The following is an 18,150-nucleotide window of genomic DNA, read 5'->3' as shown; positions in this document are numbered from 1 at the left end:
AGGCAGTCAGGATATGTGAATTATTTCATGAAAAAAAGCTCGTGCTTCCTCTTGGAGTACCGAGCTTTTTTGTGTTAATACGAATTGCTTTTGGACTCAGCTTTTGGTAAAGCTTGCATGGGAGAGCGGCTGTCCACTTTTCCGAAATGGAGAATTCTCCATACTTCAAAGATAAGATGATGGGTCACGTGATCCAATTCTTCTGTACGAGAAATAATTTTGTAAATTCGATCCATCATGACCTGATATTCTTCTTCGCTTAAATGCACGTGGGGCATGTTGCAATCACCTTCCAATTTATGTGTTGTATCCTTATTGTCACCTTACTACCAGCGGTTTTAATCAGTGCTCAACTTTCTTTTTTTTCTTCCTTATGTCATCATGGAAGCAGGTTTGTTTCAGAGAGGAGCAGCAGATGTATGAAGCCAAATACGAAAGCTATGCAACGTGGTATACAAAGCGCTATTACGCAATTGGAAGGGCGTTTTTTAGAGCGGGAGGAATTGATTCGTCTGCTGTTTTTAGCGGTCATGAGCGGTGAGAATGCTCTGTTAGTAGGCCCGCCAGGAACTGCAAAATCACAGCTAGCTCGTGCTTTCTCACAATTATTTGGTACCAATCATTGGTTTGAATATTTATTAACACGCTTTAGCACACCTGATGAATTATTCGGTCCCATTTCCATACAGCAATTAAAGCAGGATCAATATGTGCGCAAAACAAAAGGATACTTACCAACGGCACAATTTGCATTTTTGGATGAAATTTTTAAGGCAAACAGCGCTATCTTAAACGCCTTGTTATCTATCTTGAATGAACGCGTATTCTTTAATGGTCAAGAGAAGGAGGAAGTACCATTATTGTTTGTGATGGCGGCCTCTAACGAGCTGCCTGACGATCAGGAGCAATTAGCGGCGTTATATGATCGGTTTCTTATTCGGTATGAAGTTGGCTATTTGAGGCTTGCCTCCAGTTATGAGAAGATGTTTCAGCTTGATTTTGAAGCTCTTCCTACCTTATTTAACATGTACGAAGTAAAAGATGTACAAGAGGCGGCTGCTAAGGTGCATATACCGGAATCACTTGTTTACTTCTTATACAGATTAAAGCAGCAGATGGAAGATAAAGAATTCGTTATTTCTGATCGTCGTTTGCGTAAAATTGCACTAGTATGGCAAACCTCCGCTGTATTGAATGGACGGGATGAGGTTTCTCTCTGGGATACGGTGTTTACTCCACATATGCTTTGGGATGTACCTGAGGATTTACCAGTACTGACTGAGCTGTACCAAGAGAGATTTATGGAATCCTTGAAGGTAGAGCTAGAGAAGGAGCTTCCCTTGCGCTATTATGAACAGATTTCAAGCAAATGGATGGAAAAAGAGGATGAGCTTCATGCTTTCCAATTTAAAAAGGAAATTGGCTCCAAAATGAATAAGGAAGCTTCAGAGCAAGCAAAAAGAATGCTGGAGCAGTGCCGGATAGAACTGGAAGAAACAGGACGTCATCTACAGCAAAAGCTGACGGACTGGCTTAAGCAGGAGGCGGACTTGCCTAGTTATCTTTTGGAGAAAAATTTCATGCTATTACATGTGGAGTCTTATACGGTGAAGTTCGCGCACCTGCGTCTGGAGGGAGAACGACATTTGCAAATCCTACAGGGCTTGTATCGCACGCTGTTTGACCGAGAACTTCCCGGAGTCGAGTACGACTATACCTTGTAATGGTGGTGACGGGAGATGTTTGTACGACATCAGCGTGTAGATCGCTTTGTGTTTGATGCTTATTTTCGTTCTTCTCGTATTGCAAAGGAATGGGTCGAGGAAACGATGCGTAAATCGCCATGGTTTAGTGAGGCACTGTTGTTTGATTTCTTCTTAGCTTTTTATTTGAAGCAGCCAGAGGTAAATGAAGTTAGTGATGCTGTTCCTTTTCATCGTTGGATGGTTCGTTCTTTGTTGCGTCAGCATTTTTACCAAAGTATTCATCCAAGAACCATAGCTAGCGAGAGCGCCTCCTTTAAAACGGCGAGTAAGGCACTTATGTGGCTAGTCTCTAGCTTTGAAGAAGAGGTACAGCGGCGTAAAAAAATGGACAAGATACTAGGTGTTTCAGACCAATCACAGCAAGGGGAAAGTGTTGACCAGCAATCGAGTGATCCTGAGCAAACGGATCAGCTACTAGAACGCTTGACCCAAAAACAGCAGGAGCAATTACGGTTGGTAGGCTACACCTTACAGCAGGGGAAGCAAATGGTAGAGGATAAGGAAGAATCTCAATCTGCTCGTCCGCTGGCAGAAGAAGAGGTGCAATTACTGCGCAGTCGAATCATAGAGATGCAAGAAGAGATGAAAACGAATTATATAAAGCGTCCCAAGCTGTTGCAGAAGGTAAAAAAGCTGGAAGCAGAATTGATGCAGAGACAAAAGCAGGTAGAGCGTCTCATAAAGCAAGAAAAGTCGGCAATACAGCATCTAGAACAGGAATTGGGTGACTGGTTACAGCAATCTTTAAAGAAGTCATTACAGACAGAAGAGCAGGATACCTCATATTTATTTGCCTTGGTAGAGGCGAGTCAACGTTTCTCGAATCGACGGTGGGGAAGTGATCTGGGGAAACTCAGAAGGGAAACATATGAAAAGTATTTAAAATGGGTGGAGCAGCTTTCCAAGCATCCAGACCTACTACACTTTTTGCAGGAAGTGGGACGTAATGTTCACGAATTTTCTATGCGTAAAAAAAAGCGTAAAGAACGACGTATGCCGGAAGAATATGATGATTTAAGGCAGAGTGGAGATTTGTCTCATTTATTGGCGAGTGAAGCATTGTTACTTGCTGATCCTGATTTAGAAACCTATTTTATGGTTAAGGCGTTGGAACAAAAATTACTAACATACGACACGATAGGCTGGCGCGATGAGCCTCCTAGTGGACCTGTAATTTGCATGTTGGACAGTTCTCATTCTATGCGAGGTGCAAAGCTTCGGTTAGCCCAAATTTTTGTTATGACCTTTGCAGCTATCTCTTTATTGGAAAAACGTGATTTTATGCTTATGCTATTTGGCACAAAGGGCGAGGTTATTGAACGACCCTTGTATTACAAAAAGCCGGATTGGATGGGGTTTTATGAGCTAGCTCAGCAGGCTTTTGGTGGAGGCACTAATTTCGATGAACCAATAAAGCGGGGCATACAGATATTGTATGAGAATTCCAAGTTCGAAGCTGCTGATTTCGTTATGATAACTGATGGGATTGGAGAAATATCTCCGCCGGTGCGTCAATTATTGGGCCAGATGGCTGTGGATAAGCAGGTTAAATTGCATTCCTTAATCATGGGAACGGCACGACAGCATCTCATTCAGACCTATGACCTGATTGGGATTTCCCATCAGGTACGCTTTGCTACCTCATGGGAAACCAATGACTCACAGAACAGCGGACTCTTCCTCGATGTGTTTGCTCCATAGCGGAGTGCTACAGTTTCATTAGTATGTCCAAAATAAAAAACTATATATCGAAAAGAGCTGTAGACCGATTAGGTTCCACAGCTCTTTTTTCTTATCCAATCCGCGCAAGCATCGTTTTACTAAATTCTAATTCATTCATTTTTTCTAAAACCAATACTGGATCATATTCCCAGCTTGCTTCCTCTAACATTAACTCCACAGGAGCATCAGATAGAATGGTTGCTAATTTTTGACTTAGATATACCTGTTCTTTATTCTCTGTCAATTTGGCTCGCATTTTAGGTGTTAGCGAATCTACATTAGCATACAGATTATCTAGGGTACCATGCTCTGTTATTAATTTCACTGCTGTTTTTTCCCCAATGCCAGGACAACCGGGGATACAATCAGAGGTATCTCCTTGCAGGGCTTTTACATCAATAACCTGAGCAGATGTAATACCTTTTTGTTCGAGTAAGGACTGCGGGCAGTAATGCTCATGTTTCCCGCCGTTTTTCAAAATTTTAACATGTACCTGATCACAGACAAGCTGTAGGCTGTCATAGTCACCCGAGCATATGATTACTTCATGACCTTCTTCAGCAAATCGTTTGGATAACGTACCTAAGATATCGTCCCCTTCATAACCTGACAAGCCTACATTAGGTATAGAGAAAGCCTGGGTAACCTCCTTCACCAGCGAGAACTGAGGAATTAACTCGGCAGGTGGTTCGACTCGATTCGATTTATAACCATCGTACCATTGACTACGCAATAAGGACTCGCGTGAAGCAACATCCCAAGCAACGATCAGATGAGTTGGTTGAATGAGATCTGCATAATCAAGCATCATTTTGGTAAAACCATAGACAGCATTCGTGTACAATCCGCTTTTGGTTTGACGAATACTGCCTGTCCATGAGGAGGCATAAAATGCACGGAAAAGAAAGCTCATGCCATCCAATAGTAAAATTTTATTCTTCAAAGCAAATAACTCCTCCCATAATAAACGCCAACTGTCTCTGTTTCGCTATTATAGCATGAAAGGCGGGGATTGGCTGATTTCTAGAAAATAGTAAAAAAAAGCAGGAATGAAAAAAATGAAATGATACATCATATAGATACACCTCCATAAACAGTAAAGAAATAGCGTAGCCGTCAGCATTGAGCCTATCCAAAGTGGATCGGTTGAATGCTGAAGGCAACATTAGCCTCAGCAAAAATCCAAATAGAATGGAGATGAAAGGTTATGGCAGCTAACAACAATTCTAGCAACAACCTTTTAGTTCCTCAAGCTAACCAAGCTCTTGACCAATTGAAATACGAAATCGCTACTGAATTCGGCGTACAATTGGGACCAGACACTACTTCTCGCCAAAACGGATCTGTTGGTGGAGAAATCACGAAGCGCCTTGTTTCTTTCGCTGAGCAACAACTAGCTCGCTAATTAAACAACAGCATACGTGGATGATGAGGGATGAAACCCCCTCATACGAAAAGGAGGGTCGGTTGCTTTAAGCACCGATCCTCCTTTACTTTTTGCAGAGATGTTAGGAAGAAAGATGAATCGTTTTAATATGCTGTACATTCCAATTGGTTCGATCACCCGTCATATTGATAAGTTCTAACAAATTGTTGTCTAAACGGCTAACTATTCCAATCTTGTGAGGATCATCACCTGTATCAAGGATAATAAGTTCTCCTTCCAGCCGTTTCATCTGTTCTTCAAAAGAACGAGAAAGTGGAATTTGAGATGCTTTAATCTGTAGATGATGATTACTAAGAGAGAAGGGGGTAAAGCTTCGGCTATAGGGGATCAGCCATTTTACATGATGGAGGGAAATAAACATAGTCTTAAAGACCGGGGAATAGAACACTAGATAATTGTTTAGTATAGTCGTCACATATCCGTGCAAAGAGTGTGAACCTGTTACATTAATTTCTAGAAACAAGCCCTTTGCTTTGTTCAGAATATTCCGATAAGATAAAGCTTCTTTATTTAAAAGAATTGGACTTTCTTGTAGCTCAAAAGGATTGACTAGATTGGAGCTTATCTGTTTGATTGATTTTACATGAATCCAGGGTACATAGATGTAACGTGTACCTTCATATAGAACGAGGATATCAATCCCCTGATCCATCACTTGGCCTACAACGTTATTATTCTCAGGTAATGTTACTTCAACAAACTGATTTAAAAAAGGAGAGATGGGTTCCAAGTAGAGCTTCCTCCTTTCCTAGGAGAACGGGAAAGTAACATCTATCTGTTCCATTTTGGATAAGACATACCTGGCAATTTTATGGTAACCGATTGGAGCGAATTTCCTCTTTGATTGAAAGGATATGGTGTTTTTAACGAAATTTGATGCTTTGAGGGCTTCTTTTTTGGATGAATTCTTACTGCAGGCGGTGTGGAGAAGTACTTTTGTTTCTGTCTATCGCGTTTTTTAACACGCAGACAGAAAACTTCTCGATTACCTACATGTCTAGCATTCTGATTAGCAGGGGAGACAGTGTCAGATGAAGATGAAGATGATGATGAAGATGATGAAGATGATGAAGATGATGTTGTTGTTGTTAAACTAGCAATAGTTGCTTTTGAAATCCAGACGAGTTCTTTATTATGGACTAAGGCAATTTGATTTTGATCAGCTTCGGTCAAAATTCCTGAGATGGGTTCATAACTAGTGAAATGAACGTGAACGAATGTATTTCGTAATTTGTCTAATAAAGCGGAGAAATTAGGTGCATCATGAAGTTGATATAAAGGGCTTTTCGTTCTAATTTTGGAATGAGTTCCATCCTTTTGAGAACGCCCATGTGTTTTGCCTTGAATACCAATGCACTTGATTTCACTTAGCTGATAATATACTAATGTCCCTTTTTCGGTTTGCAGGGCTACATAGTCAGTGCCAGCGAAACGAAGTATTCCCGTGTATGAATCTTTCCCAGTTCGATTAATTCGTACTCTTTTATTAACTAGCGATTTTAATAGCTGTTCGTATGATTCAGCTTCGATAACCTCCTGAGGGATTCCTTTTTTAATTTCAAAAGGCGGGTTTCGAAAATCCTCTTCAATACTAGTGAGCGGCGGCAAATAATAATACAAGACTTGGCTATCTTCTGTTAATTGAACGAGGTAGTTTGATTTGGTAGCCAGTAGGATTCCACGTATTGTTTCAGCTCTACCTCTATAGAGGCGCACAGTCTTGCCGACCAGAGACTGTAAAGTGGTGATATCGAACATGTTATACATAGCCCCTTTCATTTGACCAATCAGGATATTTACAATGCATGTATATGTATCCCCTGACATTCTTGCTGTAAACAAGAGCCCTTTTCTGGAATAATTCCACATTTGCCCTAGATTTTAGCCCTTTCTTGTTGCACTGGTTATTCACACAAACGGCAAGAGCGGACTAGTCATATGTTAGTAGAGAAATCATGTGCTTTTCAATCATGCACAGGAGAGGGGAAATAGTCAGTGAAAAAAAGTACCGCGAAACGAATTTTGCGTGATTATCCTGAATTTGAAGCGTGGCTAAAGCAACAGCCAACACGTGTTGCCAGAGTGTTAAGCAATCCTGCGACGATGGATAAATATTTAGAGCAATGGGAAAAAGAAAAAAAGAGACAACAGCGAACCTCTCTCGCATCCCTTGTTAATTTACAAAGTATTTCCGAAAAGACACGTAAAGTAAATGAGAAGCTGACCAGTTTGCAAAGTATTTTAGACGTTATTTCAGATAACAAAAAAATATAAGTGAATAATTTGTGGATTTTGTGGGGTGGTGGTGAGGAAGCCAACCCTTTTTTCTTTTATTCTGCTATACTAGAAAAGTAAGATATTTATTCTAAACGGGCAATCGACCTAGACATCTGAGGAGGAATTTGACATGAGCTTTAGCGATAAATTATCTGGAGTAATACATACGATACCAGCCATAGATCTGGTAGCAGCCGAACAAGCAAAAAAAGAACTAAAACGTTTGACTAAACCTGTTGGAAGTCTAGGTGTTTTAGAAGATATAGTTGTTCAGTTAGCAGGTATTACAGGACAAGCTAAACCGCGTATCGGGCGCAAGGATGTCGTGGTCATGTGTGGTGATCATGGTATTGTGGACGAGGGTGTAAGCGCATTCCCTCAAGAAGTAACTCAACTTATGATGGTTAACTTCATCAATGCTGGAGCAGCAGTAAATGTGTTAGCTAGACAAGTGGGTGCCGAGGTAACAGTAGTTGACATTGGCTCTAAAGCACTCGAAGTACCTGAGAATGTAATCAATAAGAAAGTGAAAGCAGGAACAAACAACTTTGCTAAAGGCCCAGCAATGAGTAGAGAAGAAGCTGCACAGGCGATCTTGGTTGGAATTGAAACAGCGCAGGAGCTGGCGAAAAAGGGTAGTAATGTCATCGCTCTTGGTGAGATGGGAATCGGAAATACAACGCCTAGCGCGGCGATTACCAGTGTATTATTAGGCCGTCCGCTGGAAGAAGGTCTGGTAGGACGAGGTTCGGGTATAAATGACAAATCTCTTTTAATCAAACGTGAAGCAATTCAACGCGGTATTGAGGTAAATAAGCCTCAGGCAGACGATGCGTTGGATGTACTTGCTAAGGTAGGTGGCTTAGAGATTGCCGGGATGGCTGGGGTAACGCTTGGTGCTGCTCTTTCTCGCATTCCTGTACTATTAGATGGGGTGATTGCTTCTGCGGCGGCATTGGTAGCTGCACGTCTTCAACCAGCAATTATTCCTTATCTTATGGCCACTCATTTATCAGTGGAACCTGCCCATCAATATATTCTGGAAGACTTAGGAATTCGTCCATCTCTTCACTTAAATATGCGTTTAGGGGAAGGAACTGGAGCTACATTATTTATGCCAATGATGGATTCTGCTTGTCGTGTACTGCAAGAAATGGCTACCTACTCTGATTTAGGTCTACCTGATCCAGAGTAATTGATCTAAAGATCGTTCAACTGAGATTAGGTGAGGCATTAAAGAAGAGGAGCATGATTATGATAGAGCGTTTTGGACATGGTGGCGACATATGGACGGCTGCAGAATCCTTTGGGCTAGAGGCGGATCGTATTCTTGATTATAGTTCAAATATTAATCCATTTGGACCTCCTGAGCAGCTTTTTTCAATATTGAATCAAGCGCTACCACAGGTCCTTCGATATCCTGATCCTACATGCCGTAATCTTCGCAAAGCGTTAGCAAGTTCGATTGGATCTCATATACAACCGGAAAATATTTTGGTAGGGAATGGAGCTGCTGAGTGCTTGCACTTGGCGGTTTCTGCTCTCAAGCCACGGATTGTAGGGATTATTTGTCCCTCTTTCTCGGAATATGAAGCGATTGCCAAGCAAGCTGACTGTGAGATTCGCATGTTATTTACAACGAAAGAACAGCAGTTTTTACCTGATGTTGAGGAGCTATGCGGCTTTGTGCAACAGGTGGATATGCTGTTTATTGGACATCCTAACAATCCAACGGGGAATTTTTTACCACGTAACGAATTACAAAAGGTGGCTGTTGCTTGTGAACAACACAATACCTACCTTTGTGTGGACGAAGCATTTCTGGATTTTGTAGATCATACTGAGGAGCATTCTTTAGTAACTGACTTACACAAGCTTCCCCATGTGCTTCTATTTCGCTCTATGACTAAAATGTACGCGATTGCAGGGCTGCGACTCGGTTACGTCATTGGGCAAGAGCAAGTGATCGAATGTCTAAAAGCTAAACAAATCTCGTGGAGTGTGAACCATTTGGCCCAAGTGGCAGGTGAATTCTTACTTCAGCAGCATGATTACGTACTGCGAACACAGGAATATGTTGCTGCGCAAAGAGAGAGCTTGCTAAAATCTCTTGAAGCACTACAGGGGGTTACAACTTTTAGGAGCGAAACCAATTACTTATTAGTTCATATAGACTCTACTCCATCTCATCTTCTTCAGGAAGAGATGGCGAAAAGAGGCATCTTAATTCGAAATTGTAGTATGTATCCAGGTTTAGGTGAAGGATATATACGACTTGCGATAAAAACACAGGAAGAGAATGAACGAATGGTAAGCGTGTTCCGTGAATCCCTACAAATCCTGTCAACTAGGAGATAAAAGGAGCGAAGGTATCATGAGGATCATTCTTATTACAGGTGGCGTTCGATCGGGGAAAAGTGCTTTTGCTGAAAGGCTGGCCCAACAACAGAAGCAGGAGCATGGAGGAACCCTCGTGTATCTTGCAACAGGGCAAGCTTGGGATGAAGAGATGCAGAATCGGATTCATTTGCACAGGGAACGAAGAGTGAATAATTGGGAGACGGTGGAAGAGCCGTATGAATTAGAGTCGGCGATCCAGACCATGGCTGAAGCCGATACGCATGAAGCAGCTTCAGAGTCATCGATTGTTCTATTGGACACATTCTCAGGATGGATTGCGAACATATTAATGCAGATGCCTGAAGATCAACTAAGTAAGTCTGCCATCCGGCAAGCTTGTCAACAACAAGTCATCTCTTGTGTATCTGCTATGCGCTCCTTAGATCGGACATGGATAGTGGTAAGTGATGAAGTGGGATTAGGTGGGGTAGCATTATCTAAATTAGGCAGGGCATTTCAGGATATTACTGGTTTTGCGAATCAGATCGTAGCACAATATGCTGATGAAGTATATCTAGTAGTGGCTGGTATCCCGATGAAGATCAAGGGGAGCGAGGCGAGTGACAAATGAATGCGTTTTGGAGCGCCTTAACCTTTCTTACGCGCATTCCGGTACGCTTTCAAGCGACAGAGCAGGATTGGTATCAAAGCGTAAAGTATTATCCTTATGTAGGAATGGTAATAGGAATTTTTTTAGCGGGAATCGCAGGAATTACGCAGTGGCTTTTTCCTGATATTCTCCTTTCACTTGTAGTGATAGCTTCTTGGGTCTATATCACTGGCGGTTTGCATTTAGATGGTTGGATGGATACCGCAGATGGGCTCGGTTCTGCTCGTTCACGTGAACGGATGCTAGAAATCATGAAAGACAGCCGAGTAGGAGCGATGGGAGTCCTTGCTTGTGTTCTTTTATTGGCAGTAAAGGTGGTGTCTCTATACTGGATCACAACTAGCGTACCTTTGCTGTCACTTATTTACTTATTGATCATCATTCCATTTGCAGCTCGTGTTTCTTTGCTTGGATGCGTTTATTTTTGGCCTTATTTGCATAAAGGAAAGGGATTGGCGTCTGGATTTAGAGAGCATGTGTGTATGAAGCACATTATCATTTCAATCGTTATCTCATGTCTTGTCGCTATCGTTTTAGTTGGATACCAATTAGCGATCATTTTTTTCGTACTCACGGTGGTCACGCACTATCTGTTTAACCGAATGATTGTCAAACAGCTGGGCGGCTTAACGGGCGATACCTATGGGGCACAAATTGAATGCATTGAAATGGTATTGCTTCTTGGGGCGGTCAGCTACCTGTATCACGGAGGTTTTGTCGGATGGTAAAAGTTATTTGGTTACGTCATGCTGTAACGGCTGAAAATCTGGCAAAACAATATATTGGACACTATGATGCACCTTTATCGAACAAAGGAGTGTCACAGGCGCAGCAGGTCGCAAAATTCTTAGCGAATCAACCGCTCACAGCTATTTTTTCAAGTGATTTAATGAGAGCAAAGGAAACAGCGGCGATCGTGGCAGAATTTCATCCAACGCTTCCGGTCCGAACCAGTAGTGACTTACGCGAGGTGTTTTTTGGTGAATGGGAAGGGTTGACGTACCAGGAGATCGAGCGAATGGATCGGGAGAGAATTTATCAATTTTATGATAACCCGTGGAATGTTGCCCCTCCTGGCGGGGAGAAATTACTCGAATTACAAAAGCGGCTAGAGCAATTCGTAAATAAAGAAATCAGCCCTTACTGTACCCAGACAAAATGTTATTCGAGTGGTACTGAAGAGAGGCTTCAGAAAGAACCAATTTTATTGGTGGTTACTCATGGTGGAATGCTGCGCTTGGTTTCTGCTCTTTTATTAGAAAATGATCCAGGTCGTTATTTTGATTCGTCCATTGGACATGGGCAATTTCTGGTTACGTGTTGTCGAGAAGACGGAGAGTGGGAAACATGCAATTTATAAAAGATTGGTATTTGGATGTAAACGAGAAACGGGTGCTTATTCACTATCCGAAAGGCTTTCGTGCCTGCTCTAGTGCTGTGTTTGGTGGTGGAATTAGCGAGGCGAAGTGGGTCCTAAACCAGTATGTGGGAAAGAGCTACTTATCAGATAATCCCGAAGAGGATATTAGAAGGTTTGTATTGCAAAATCAAGCCATACCTGAACAAACTATTGGATTGTTGACAGCAGCTTGTGTGGAGGATGTAGGAGTCTCTACATTAAAGGGAGACGAATTTGAACTTTGTGCAATTGTGACCACCGGTGTCGGCAATGCAGCTAGAGCAGGTACCGTAGAACAGCGCTACAATGCCTATGCAGCAGGTACGATTAATACTGTCGTATTCATTGATGGGAATTTGACAGACGGGGCTCTTGTAAATGCTGTTATTACAGCAACAGAGGCCAAAACGATTGCATTGGCAGAAATGGGAATTAGCGATGGAGAGGGCAGGGGTGCGACAGGAACCACCACAGATGCTATTGTAGTAGCGGCTACATGTGACCAATCACATTATCAGTCCGTCCATCCCTATGCTGGAACTGCTACGAACTTGGGCCATGCAATCGCTTGTGCAGTAAGGGATGCAACTCGCATGGCGCTTACCCATGAGCTAAATCGAAAAGAGCGTAGGAGTGCAGAATAATTATGGAAATAATGCTAGGAACTAGCTTGTTATGTGCCTATCTATTAGATCTCGTTATTGGTGATCCACGTTGGATTCCACACCCCGTGATTGGCATGGGAAAAGTGATAAGCTGGTTGGATCGTCGTATTCGACCGGTATATCATTCCCTTGTCAACCGCGGGCGTTCGGCCTTTCTCTCAGGTCGATTGCTGGGTCTTTTGTTTCCAGTGGTAGTCGTTGGCTTGGCTTTTTTAGTTCCCTATTATTTGCTAAAGGGACTCGCTAGCATTCATCCGTGGCTGTCTTATATCGCCGAGGTTGTGTTGATTGCTACCACAATTGCTACGAAAGGACTGGCCCAGGCTGGGCAAAAGATTTATGCGGCTTTACAGAAGGGCGATCTAGGAGAAGCTCGATTTCAATTGTCCATGGTAGTAGGGCGTGATACAGAGCAGTTGGATGAGAAAGAAATTTCACGTGGCACTGTGGAAACAGTAGCGGAAAACATTGTGGATGCAGTAACCTCCCCCTTATTTTTTGCCATGCTAGGTGGGGCCCCGCTCGCTATGGCATATAGGGCGGTTAATACGCTAGATTCAATGGTAGGCTATAAAAATGAGAAATACTTACACCTTGGCTGGGCTTCCGCGCGGCTAGATGATATCTGTAACTATATTCCCGCTCGGATCACCTTTATCTTTTTAATCCTAGCAGCGTTCTTACTGGGAAAGGATTGGAAAGACGCCTGGAAAACAGGAATTCGTGATGCAAGCAAGCACCCAAGTCCAAATAGTGGCTGGAGTGAAGCGGCTGTTGCCGGTGCCCTACACATTCAATTAGGCGGAACCAATACCTATCAAGGGGTTGTTTCTCACCGTGCACTTATGGGGACACCAAAGGTGGAGCTTCAGGCAAAACATATTAAACAAACCATTCAGATTCTGTATGCAACCACTTTTTGCTATGCCTTATGCGCTTTCATTTTAAGAGGCTTGCTCTTATACTAAAAGAAGGATCGGTCCGAATAAGGTTGGAGTTTGCAGGATTTCGACACGAAAACGGCAGGATTTCTTGCTGCTACGTCGAAATACTATAAAAGAAATGCTAGACTATCGTGTCATCCGAGATTGATGGGGGTTCTTAACCTATGAGCGAAATTAAAAACATAAAAGCTCGCATACCCAAAAAAGTATTAAACCGACTCGTCACTATTTTAAATCCGTATGAGCAGGTTGTTGACGAATTAAAGCTAAAGGTAAAAGGAATAAAATATGGTTTTCTAAAAGGCGGACGCTACTCTCCAATTGAATTTGTAGTTGGGCGAGTCAAGAAAACAGATAGTCTAATACGAAAAGCCCTTCTTAGAGGCATTGATTTTGCCCAAGATGATTGGGAAAAAAGATTGTGTGAGGAAATTACCGACATCGCTGGTATCCGTGTCGTTTGTCGCTATATTGATGATGTGCGGGAAGTGCAGAATCTGTTGATGGAACGGGAAGATTTTGTGGTACATGACGTTAAAGACTATATTACCAATCCGAAAGAATCTGGCTATCGTAGTATTCATATGATTGGTGATTATACGGTGTATCATGGCAGTGAAAAGAAAATCTTGCCTTGTGAGGTACAAATCCGGACGTTGGGCATGAACTTTTGGGCAACAAATGAGCATGAATTACGCTATAAATATGACGGAAATATTCCTTCCGACGTATTAGAGCAACTGCATATTGCTTCAACTGTCACTAACCAGTTAGATGAGCTGATGAACAGTTTACGTCAGGAAATTATGACCCCGCCAGAGCTTGACACTGATATGGAAGAAAAATTGGAAGAAATCTTCTCACTTTATGTCAAACAAGATTTTGAATCAGCTGAAGCGTTATACAAGGAACACTTTATTGGGTATGAAGAAGCTTTTCTGGATAATCCAAAATTCCGTATGATCAATGAACTGTTAAGTAAACGGTTTGGAAAATAACAGATGTAGGTATAACAAAAAATAGCCTCAGTCTACGTGACGAGGCTATTTTACTATCAATAAAGCTTAGATTAATGTTTGTCGATAAGCCTACTGGTTAGGTTTGGGTTAGACGAGCCGTTCAGGATTTAATAACTCATTGATTTCGCTTATTGTCAATTCGGTATCTCTCGCAACGATTTCTCTGACCGTTTTATTCTCTTGATAAGCAGTCTTGGCGATTTTGGCGGCTTTTTCATAGCCAATTACAGGATTAAGGGATGTTGCAAGCGCCGTACTATGCTCAACATAGTACTGACAACGCTCTGCATTAGCTTGTAGCCCCTCTATACATTTTGCACGGAATACTTCCATTGCGTTCGTCAAAATTTGAATGGAATGTAACAGATTATATGCAATAACTGGCATCATCACATTAATCTCCAATTGAGCACCCATCGTAGCGGCTGTGATTGTGGCATCGTTACCAATTACTTGGGCACAAACCATATACATCATCTCAGCCATCACAGGATTTACTTTGCCTGGCATAATAGATGATCCAGGCTGAACAGCAGGCAGGATCAGCTCGCCAAGTCCAGTGCGTGGCCCTGAGCCAAGTAAGCGTAAGTCGCTAGAGATTTTTAATAGATGAATCGCGAGCTCCTTAACAGCATGGCTTGCTTGAATGGCTCCTAAGGTGTTTTGCATAAAAGCGAACCGATCACGCGGCTTTTTAAACGGTAGGTCTGTTCGAAGCACAATCTCGCGTAATGTTCGATCAGCGTACTCAGGATGAGCGTTAATCCCGGTACCTACCGCATTTCCTCCGATACCAATCACGTATAGCTCCAACAGAGCATGTCGAATACTTTTTTCAGCCGTTACGAGTGCTGCTGCATAGCCACCAAATTCCTGCCCGAGTCGAATGGGAACAGCATCCTGTAAATGGGTTCGTCCTGATTTGATAATGGGATCGAATTGTCTGGCCTTCTGTTTTAGAGCGTAATGAAGTCGCTGAAGAGATGGCAGCAATTCTTTTTTTATCATCTCGACAGCACTAATATTGATGGCGACATGTATCGTGTCATTCGTTGATTGTGCCATATTCACATGATCGTTAGGATGGACAAGTGTGAAGTCTCCTTTTTGACCGCCTAATATTTCAATCGCGCGGTTTGCGATAACCTCATTAGCATTCATATTTTGAGAGGTACCGGCACCAGCTTGATAGACATCTACTACAAATTGATCGTCCCATTTGCCATCAATCACTTCTTCTGCGGCTGTTACAATAGCGCTAGAAATATGTTCGGGTAAATTTCCCACCTCTTTATTTGCAACAGCCGCAGAGGCCTTGATGATTCCTTGTGCTTTAATAAAGGCTCGTGGTAAACGAAGGCCGCTAATGGGGAAGTTATGGGTAGCGCGTGTGGTTTGCGCATCGTAATATACAGATCGTGGGATATATACCTCACCTAATGTGTCTTTGCTGATGCGTTCATCCATTTGTAACACCCTTTCCATAAAAAAATTATGTTAATAATGAAAAGCCAGAAATGCCGTCAATACAACATTTTTACCCATTTTCCCCAGCATTTTATCGATAGAATGTCCAAAATTGTACTTGTTCAATGCCTTTTCCATTTGATAGAGTGGTGAGGTAACTTGTTCGTAGAAAGGATTTTACAAGCATGAAAAAATGGATGAAAACGTTCTTGGCAATCGGTATTTCTCTAATTACGTTTGGAATTCAGCCAAGTTACGCTGCGCAGCCACCAGCCCTGCCGCTTGAAGAAATAAAAGGGGAAGGTGCTATTCTCATGGATGGCTCGTCAGGAACCGTGCTATTTGAGAAAAATCCCCAGCAGTATTTATTTCCTGCTAGTATTACCAAAATCGCCACCGCTATTTATGCTATTGAGAACGGAAATAGTAATGATATAGCGACCGTTTCTAATAAGGCGAGAACGGTAGAAGGTTCCCGGGTCTATCTAGCAGAGGGTGAACAAGTATCCATGCGGAATTTACTCTTTGGGTTGATTTTAAATTCAGGTAATGATGCTGCCATTGTGATTGCCGAACATATGGCTGGTTCCACAGAAGCATTTGCTGAAAAAGTGAATGTCTATTTAAAAGAAAAAGTGGGAGTGAAACATACTCATTTTACAAATCCACATGGGTTGCATGATGAGAATCACTACACAACTGCTGCTGACATGGCTAAGATTGCGCAGTATGCTATGAAGAATCCCTTCTTACGTGAAATTGCCGGTACAAAACGTTTTGAATGGCACCAAAAAGAATGGGATACCGTGCTGGTCAATCATAATAAAATGCTAACTACCTATGAGGGAACGACAGGTTTAAAAAATGGCTTCACGGACCAAGCACGAAATACTTTGGTGGTTACAGCTAAACGCGGTGATACAGAACTGATCGCCGTTACCATGAAGGCACCATCTAATGTGGTTAGCTATCAGGATGTCCACAAAATGCTCGATTTTGGCTTTGCAAATTATGAATCGAAAAAGATCGTAAATGCAGGACAGTATCTGGTGTATCAACCCCAGAATGATACAGAGAAAGCAGCAAACTTTTATACGGATAAGGATTTATTCATCACGGTTCCCAAACAGACTACATACGAACAAAAGCTACTTAGCAACGGGGACCTTGTATTGACTTTATCCAATGGAGAAGAGAGAAGGCTACATCTGCAACCTGAAGTACTCCCGACAGCAGTGTCTACTACAGAGGCTGGTGAGCAGGCTCCTACTCATAATCCAATTGCTCTTTATGGCGTTGTCGTATTCTGGGCGTTACTTAACTTGTTTTTCATCCTTTTCTTCATTCGTTTATTACGCGCGAAACGACGTACGAGGCGTACGAATAATGTGGTGCTGAGAAAACGAGCGAACTAAAAATAAGCAAGCTCTATGAGCAATAGATGCGACAGAACAACCGGACATGCCGGTTGTTCTTTTTTTGTAGAAAAAAGTTATAATAGAAAAATAAGTATGATTATTTAAAATATAAACAGATACATTGAAGAATGTAGGAGGGTACTATAATGAGAATAGAAACGTTTACTAGCAAGGGTATCGGCTTTTTAAACGAAGATGCGTTGATTGTTCATCCAACCCTCCCTCTATTTGGTGTGGTTGATGGTGTTACTTCATTACATGGTTTCATGAATGATCGTAAACAGACCGGCGGATACTTGGCTTCAACAACCATTGCTCGTTATTTTACACAGATACATCGTCTTATTCCGTTACAAGAGCACATATCGACTGCTAATTTGCTCATACGCCTACATATGCAGGAGGCTGGAATTGATCTTTCTTCCAAACAGAATCTTTGGGGAGCCGCAGTTGGAATCGTGACAATCGAGAAGAACGGTATATCTTATGCTCAGACGGGAGATTGCATGATTTTTGCTGTATATGAAAATGACAATGTACGTATATTAACTCGTCCACAAGTGGAAGTTGTAGAAGAGCGCACCTTACAAAAATGGTGCGAGGGTATTGAGAATGGTTTACTATCTCGCACGGAATTAAGCCTATTCATTCGAGATTTGATGATTCAAAATCGTGAATTGCAAAATGAACCACATGGTTACGGCGTACTAAACGGAGAGAAACAAGCCATAGAATATGTGGAATATGGCAGAATAAATCGTGCGGGAGTAAAGTATGTGGTCATTATTACAGACGGATTGTTTTGGCCATTAGCCAATCAGGAAAAGCAGGATTGGTCAAGGATGGTTCATAAAATGATAGAGATGGGACTCGAAAATTATGCAAAAGCCTTAACAAAGCTAGAAGAAAGCGATCCAGAATGTGTGAAATACCCAAGATTTAAAACGTCTGATGACAAAACGGGTATTATTCTTACACTATAAGCGAAGATTGGTATAATAGGGGAATGAACCAAA

At 42.1% G+C, this 18,150-nt stretch carries 19 protein-coding genes; 14 read left to right on the top strand and 5 right to left on the bottom strand.

Annotation, left to right across the window (positions count from 1 at the left end; translation table 11 throughout):
• Nucleotides 1-74: 74 nt before the first annotated feature.
• Complete coding sequence (locus O0550_RS10455) at nt 75-278, bottom strand: hypothetical protein (protein ID WP_003342165.1); 204 nt, start codon at nt 276-278, stop codon at nt 75-77.
• A gap of 141 nt (nt 279-419) precedes the next feature.
• Here O0550_RS10455 and O0550_RS10450 point away from each other — a divergent pair, with 141 nt between their 5' ends.
• Nucleotides 420-1,724: an AAA family ATPase gene (locus O0550_RS10450; RefSeq protein WP_181748515.1), complete on the top strand. Its 1,305-nt coding sequence runs from the start codon at nt 420-422 to the stop codon at nt 1,722-1,724.
• Between the two features lie 15 nt (nt 1,725-1,739).
• On the top strand, nt 1,740-3,467 hold the full coding sequence (locus O0550_RS10445; protein WP_258426255.1) for a hypothetical protein: 1,728 nt from the start codon (nt 1,740-1,742) through the stop codon (nt 3,465-3,467).
• Between the two features lie 91 nt (nt 3,468-3,558).
• Here O0550_RS10445 and O0550_RS10440 read toward each other — a convergent pair whose 3' ends face one another.
• On the bottom strand, nt 3,559-4,431 hold the full coding sequence (locus tag O0550_RS10440) for a 5'-3' exonuclease (RefSeq protein WP_003337352.1): 873 nt from the start codon (nt 4,429-4,431) through the stop codon (nt 3,559-3,561).
• A 264-nt stretch (nt 4,432-4,695) separates the two neighbouring features.
• Here O0550_RS10440 and O0550_RS10435 point away from each other — a divergent pair, with 264 nt between their 5' ends.
• Entirely contained in the window at nt 4,696-4,893 is a 198-nt protein-coding gene (locus O0550_RS10435; protein WP_003337354.1) for an alpha/beta-type small acid-soluble spore protein, read from the top strand.
• A 103-nt stretch (nt 4,894-4,996) separates the two neighbouring features.
• Here the strand turns inward: O0550_RS10435 and O0550_RS10430 are convergent, their stop codons facing one another.
• Both O0550_RS10430 and O0550_RS10425 read right to left on the bottom strand, forming a co-directional pair.
• Nucleotides 4,997-5,665, bottom strand: a complete 669-nt coding sequence (locus O0550_RS10430; protein WP_258426254.1) for a DUF2642 domain-containing protein — start codon at nt 5,663-5,665, stop codon at nt 4,997-4,999.
• Between the two features lie 41 nt (nt 5,666-5,706).
• Nucleotides 5,707-6,693 carry a hypothetical protein gene (locus O0550_RS10425; protein ID WP_258426253.1) on the bottom strand — a complete coding sequence of 329 codons (987 nt, stop codon included), beginning with the start codon at nt 6,691-6,693 and terminating at the stop codon, nt 5,707-5,709.
• A 237-nt stretch (nt 6,694-6,930) separates the two neighbouring features.
• Here O0550_RS10425 and O0550_RS10420 point away from each other — a divergent pair, with 237 nt between their 5' ends.
• The 9 genes from O0550_RS10420 (at nt 6,931) to O0550_RS10380 (ending at nt 14,228) form a co-directional block, all read left to right on the top strand.
• The gene (locus O0550_RS10420) at nt 6,931-7,209 is read left to right on the top strand and encodes a hypothetical protein (protein WP_003337357.1); all 279 of its coding nucleotides are present in this window, start codon (nt 6,931-6,933) and stop codon (nt 7,207-7,209) included.
• 133 nt (nt 7,210-7,342) lie between these two features.
• Nucleotides 7,343-8,407: a nicotinate-nucleotide--dimethylbenzimidazole phosphoribosyltransferase gene (gene cobT, locus O0550_RS10415; RefSeq protein ID WP_003342155.1), complete on the top strand. Its 1,065-nt coding sequence runs from the start codon at nt 7,343-7,345 to the stop codon at nt 8,405-8,407.
• A gap of 59 nt (nt 8,408-8,466) precedes the next feature.
• Nucleotides 8,467-9,570, top strand: a complete 1,104-nt coding sequence (gene cobD / locus O0550_RS10410; RefSeq protein ID WP_258426252.1) for a threonine-phosphate decarboxylase CobD — start codon at nt 8,467-8,469, stop codon at nt 9,568-9,570.
• A 16-nt stretch (nt 9,571-9,586) separates the two neighbouring features.
• The gene (cobU, locus tag O0550_RS10405; protein ID WP_096885466.1) at nt 9,587-10,183 is read left to right on the top strand and encodes a bifunctional adenosylcobinamide kinase/adenosylcobinamide-phosphate guanylyltransferase; all 597 of its coding nucleotides are present in this window, start codon (nt 9,587-9,589) and stop codon (nt 10,181-10,183) included.
• Nucleotides 10,180-10,950, top strand: a complete 771-nt coding sequence (gene cobS / locus O0550_RS10400) for an adenosylcobinamide-GDP ribazoletransferase (protein WP_003337361.1) — start codon at nt 10,180-10,182, stop codon at nt 10,948-10,950. Before cobU ends, cobS begins: the two co-directional genes overlap by 4 nt.
• Nucleotides 10,944-11,582, top strand: coding sequence for a histidine phosphatase family protein (locus O0550_RS10395; protein ID WP_068793378.1), 639 nt, complete (start codon nt 10,944-10,946; stop codon nt 11,580-11,582). Before cobS ends, O0550_RS10395 begins: the two co-directional genes overlap by 7 nt.
• Complete coding sequence (locus tag O0550_RS10390) at nt 11,570-12,265, top strand: adenosylcobinamide amidohydrolase (RefSeq protein ID WP_003337363.1); 696 nt, start codon at nt 11,570-11,572, stop codon at nt 12,263-12,265. The genes O0550_RS10395 and O0550_RS10390 overlap by 13 nt, the downstream gene beginning before the upstream one ends.
• Before the next feature lie 2 nt (nt 12,266-12,267).
• A complete protein-coding gene (gene cbiB, locus O0550_RS10385) occupies nt 12,268-13,254 on the top strand; it encodes an adenosylcobinamide-phosphate synthase CbiB (protein ID WP_258426251.1) in 987 nt (328 codons plus the stop codon).
• Between the two features lie 140 nt (nt 13,255-13,394).
• Nucleotides 13,395-14,228 (top strand): GTP pyrophosphokinase, encoded by an 834-nt coding sequence (locus O0550_RS10380; protein ID WP_003337365.1) that lies wholly within the window; start codon nt 13,395-13,397, stop codon nt 14,226-14,228.
• Between the two features lie 108 nt (nt 14,229-14,336).
• On the opposite strand, the gene O0550_RS10375 is transcribed toward O0550_RS10380, so the two are convergent.
• Complete coding sequence (locus O0550_RS10375) at nt 14,337-15,716, bottom strand: class II fumarate hydratase (protein ID WP_258426250.1); 1,380 nt, start codon at nt 15,714-15,716, stop codon at nt 14,337-14,339.
• A gap of 185 nt (nt 15,717-15,901) precedes the next feature.
• Between O0550_RS10375 and O0550_RS10370 the strand changes: the two genes are divergently transcribed.
• Both O0550_RS10370 and O0550_RS10365 read left to right on the top strand, forming a co-directional pair.
• Entirely contained in the window at nt 15,902-17,131 is a 1,230-nt protein-coding gene (locus tag O0550_RS10370) for a D-alanyl-D-alanine carboxypeptidase family protein (RefSeq protein ID WP_258426249.1), read from the top strand.
• 149 nt (nt 17,132-17,280) lie between these two features.
• The gene (locus O0550_RS10365) at nt 17,281-18,117 is read left to right on the top strand and encodes a protein phosphatase 2C domain-containing protein (protein WP_258426248.1); all 837 of its coding nucleotides are present in this window, start codon (nt 17,281-17,283) and stop codon (nt 18,115-18,117) included.
• The last annotated feature ends 33 nt before the right edge of the window (nt 18,118-18,150 follow it).

The sequence above is a fragment of the Brevibacillus halotolerans genome (genome assembly GCF_026891775.1).
In the GTDB taxonomy this organism is placed as follows: Bacteria; Bacillota; Bacilli; order Brevibacillales; family Brevibacillaceae; genus Brevibacillus_B; species Brevibacillus_B halotolerans.
This window is presented reverse-complemented; position numbering and strand designations above follow the sequence as displayed.

Coding starts and splice junctions, on each gene's coding strand:
- O0550_RS10455 (WP_003342165.1), bottom strand. CDS start 278: ATGCCCCACGTGCATTTAAGCGAAGAAGAATATCAGGTCATGATGGAT.
- O0550_RS10450 (WP_181748515.1), top strand. CDS start 420: ATGAAGCCAAATACGAAAGCTATGCAACGTGGTATACAAAGCGCTATT.
- O0550_RS10445 (WP_258426255.1), top strand. CDS start 1,740: ATGTTTGTACGACATCAGCGTGTAGATCGCTTTGTGTTTGATGCTTAT.
- O0550_RS10435 (WP_003337354.1), top strand. CDS start 4,696: ATGGCAGCTAACAACAATTCTAGCAACAACCTTTTAGTTCCTCAAGCT.
- O0550_RS10425 (WP_258426253.1), bottom strand. CDS start 6,693: ATGTTCGATATCACCACTTTACAGTCTCTGGTCGGCAAGACTGTGCGC.
- cobT (WP_003342155.1), top strand. CDS start 7,343: ATGAGCTTTAGCGATAAATTATCTGGAGTAATACATACGATACCAGCC.
- cobD (WP_258426252.1), top strand. CDS start 8,467: ATGATAGAGCGTTTTGGACATGGTGGCGACATATGGACGGCTGCAGAA.
- cobU (WP_096885466.1), top strand. CDS start 9,587: ATGAGGATCATTCTTATTACAGGTGGCGTTCGATCGGGGAAAAGTGCT.
- cobS (WP_003337361.1), top strand. CDS start 10,180: ATGAATGCGTTTTGGAGCGCCTTAACCTTTCTTACGCGCATTCCGGTA.
- O0550_RS10395 (WP_068793378.1), top strand. CDS start 10,944: ATGGTAAAAGTTATTTGGTTACGTCATGCTGTAACGGCTGAAAATCTG.
- O0550_RS10390 (WP_003337363.1), top strand. CDS start 11,570: ATGCAATTTATAAAAGATTGGTATTTGGATGTAAACGAGAAACGGGTG.
- cbiB (WP_258426251.1), top strand. CDS start 12,268: ATGGAAATAATGCTAGGAACTAGCTTGTTATGTGCCTATCTATTAGAT.
- O0550_RS10380 (WP_003337365.1), top strand. CDS start 13,395: ATGAGCGAAATTAAAAACATAAAAGCTCGCATACCCAAAAAAGTATTA.
- O0550_RS10375 (WP_258426250.1), bottom strand. CDS start 15,716: ATGGATGAACGCATCAGCAAAGACACATTAGGTGAGGTATATATCCCA.
- O0550_RS10370 (WP_258426249.1), top strand. CDS start 15,902: ATGAAAAAATGGATGAAAACGTTCTTGGCAATCGGTATTTCTCTAATT.
- O0550_RS10365 (WP_258426248.1), top strand. CDS start 17,281: ATGAGAATAGAAACGTTTACTAGCAAGGGTATCGGCTTTTTAAACGAA.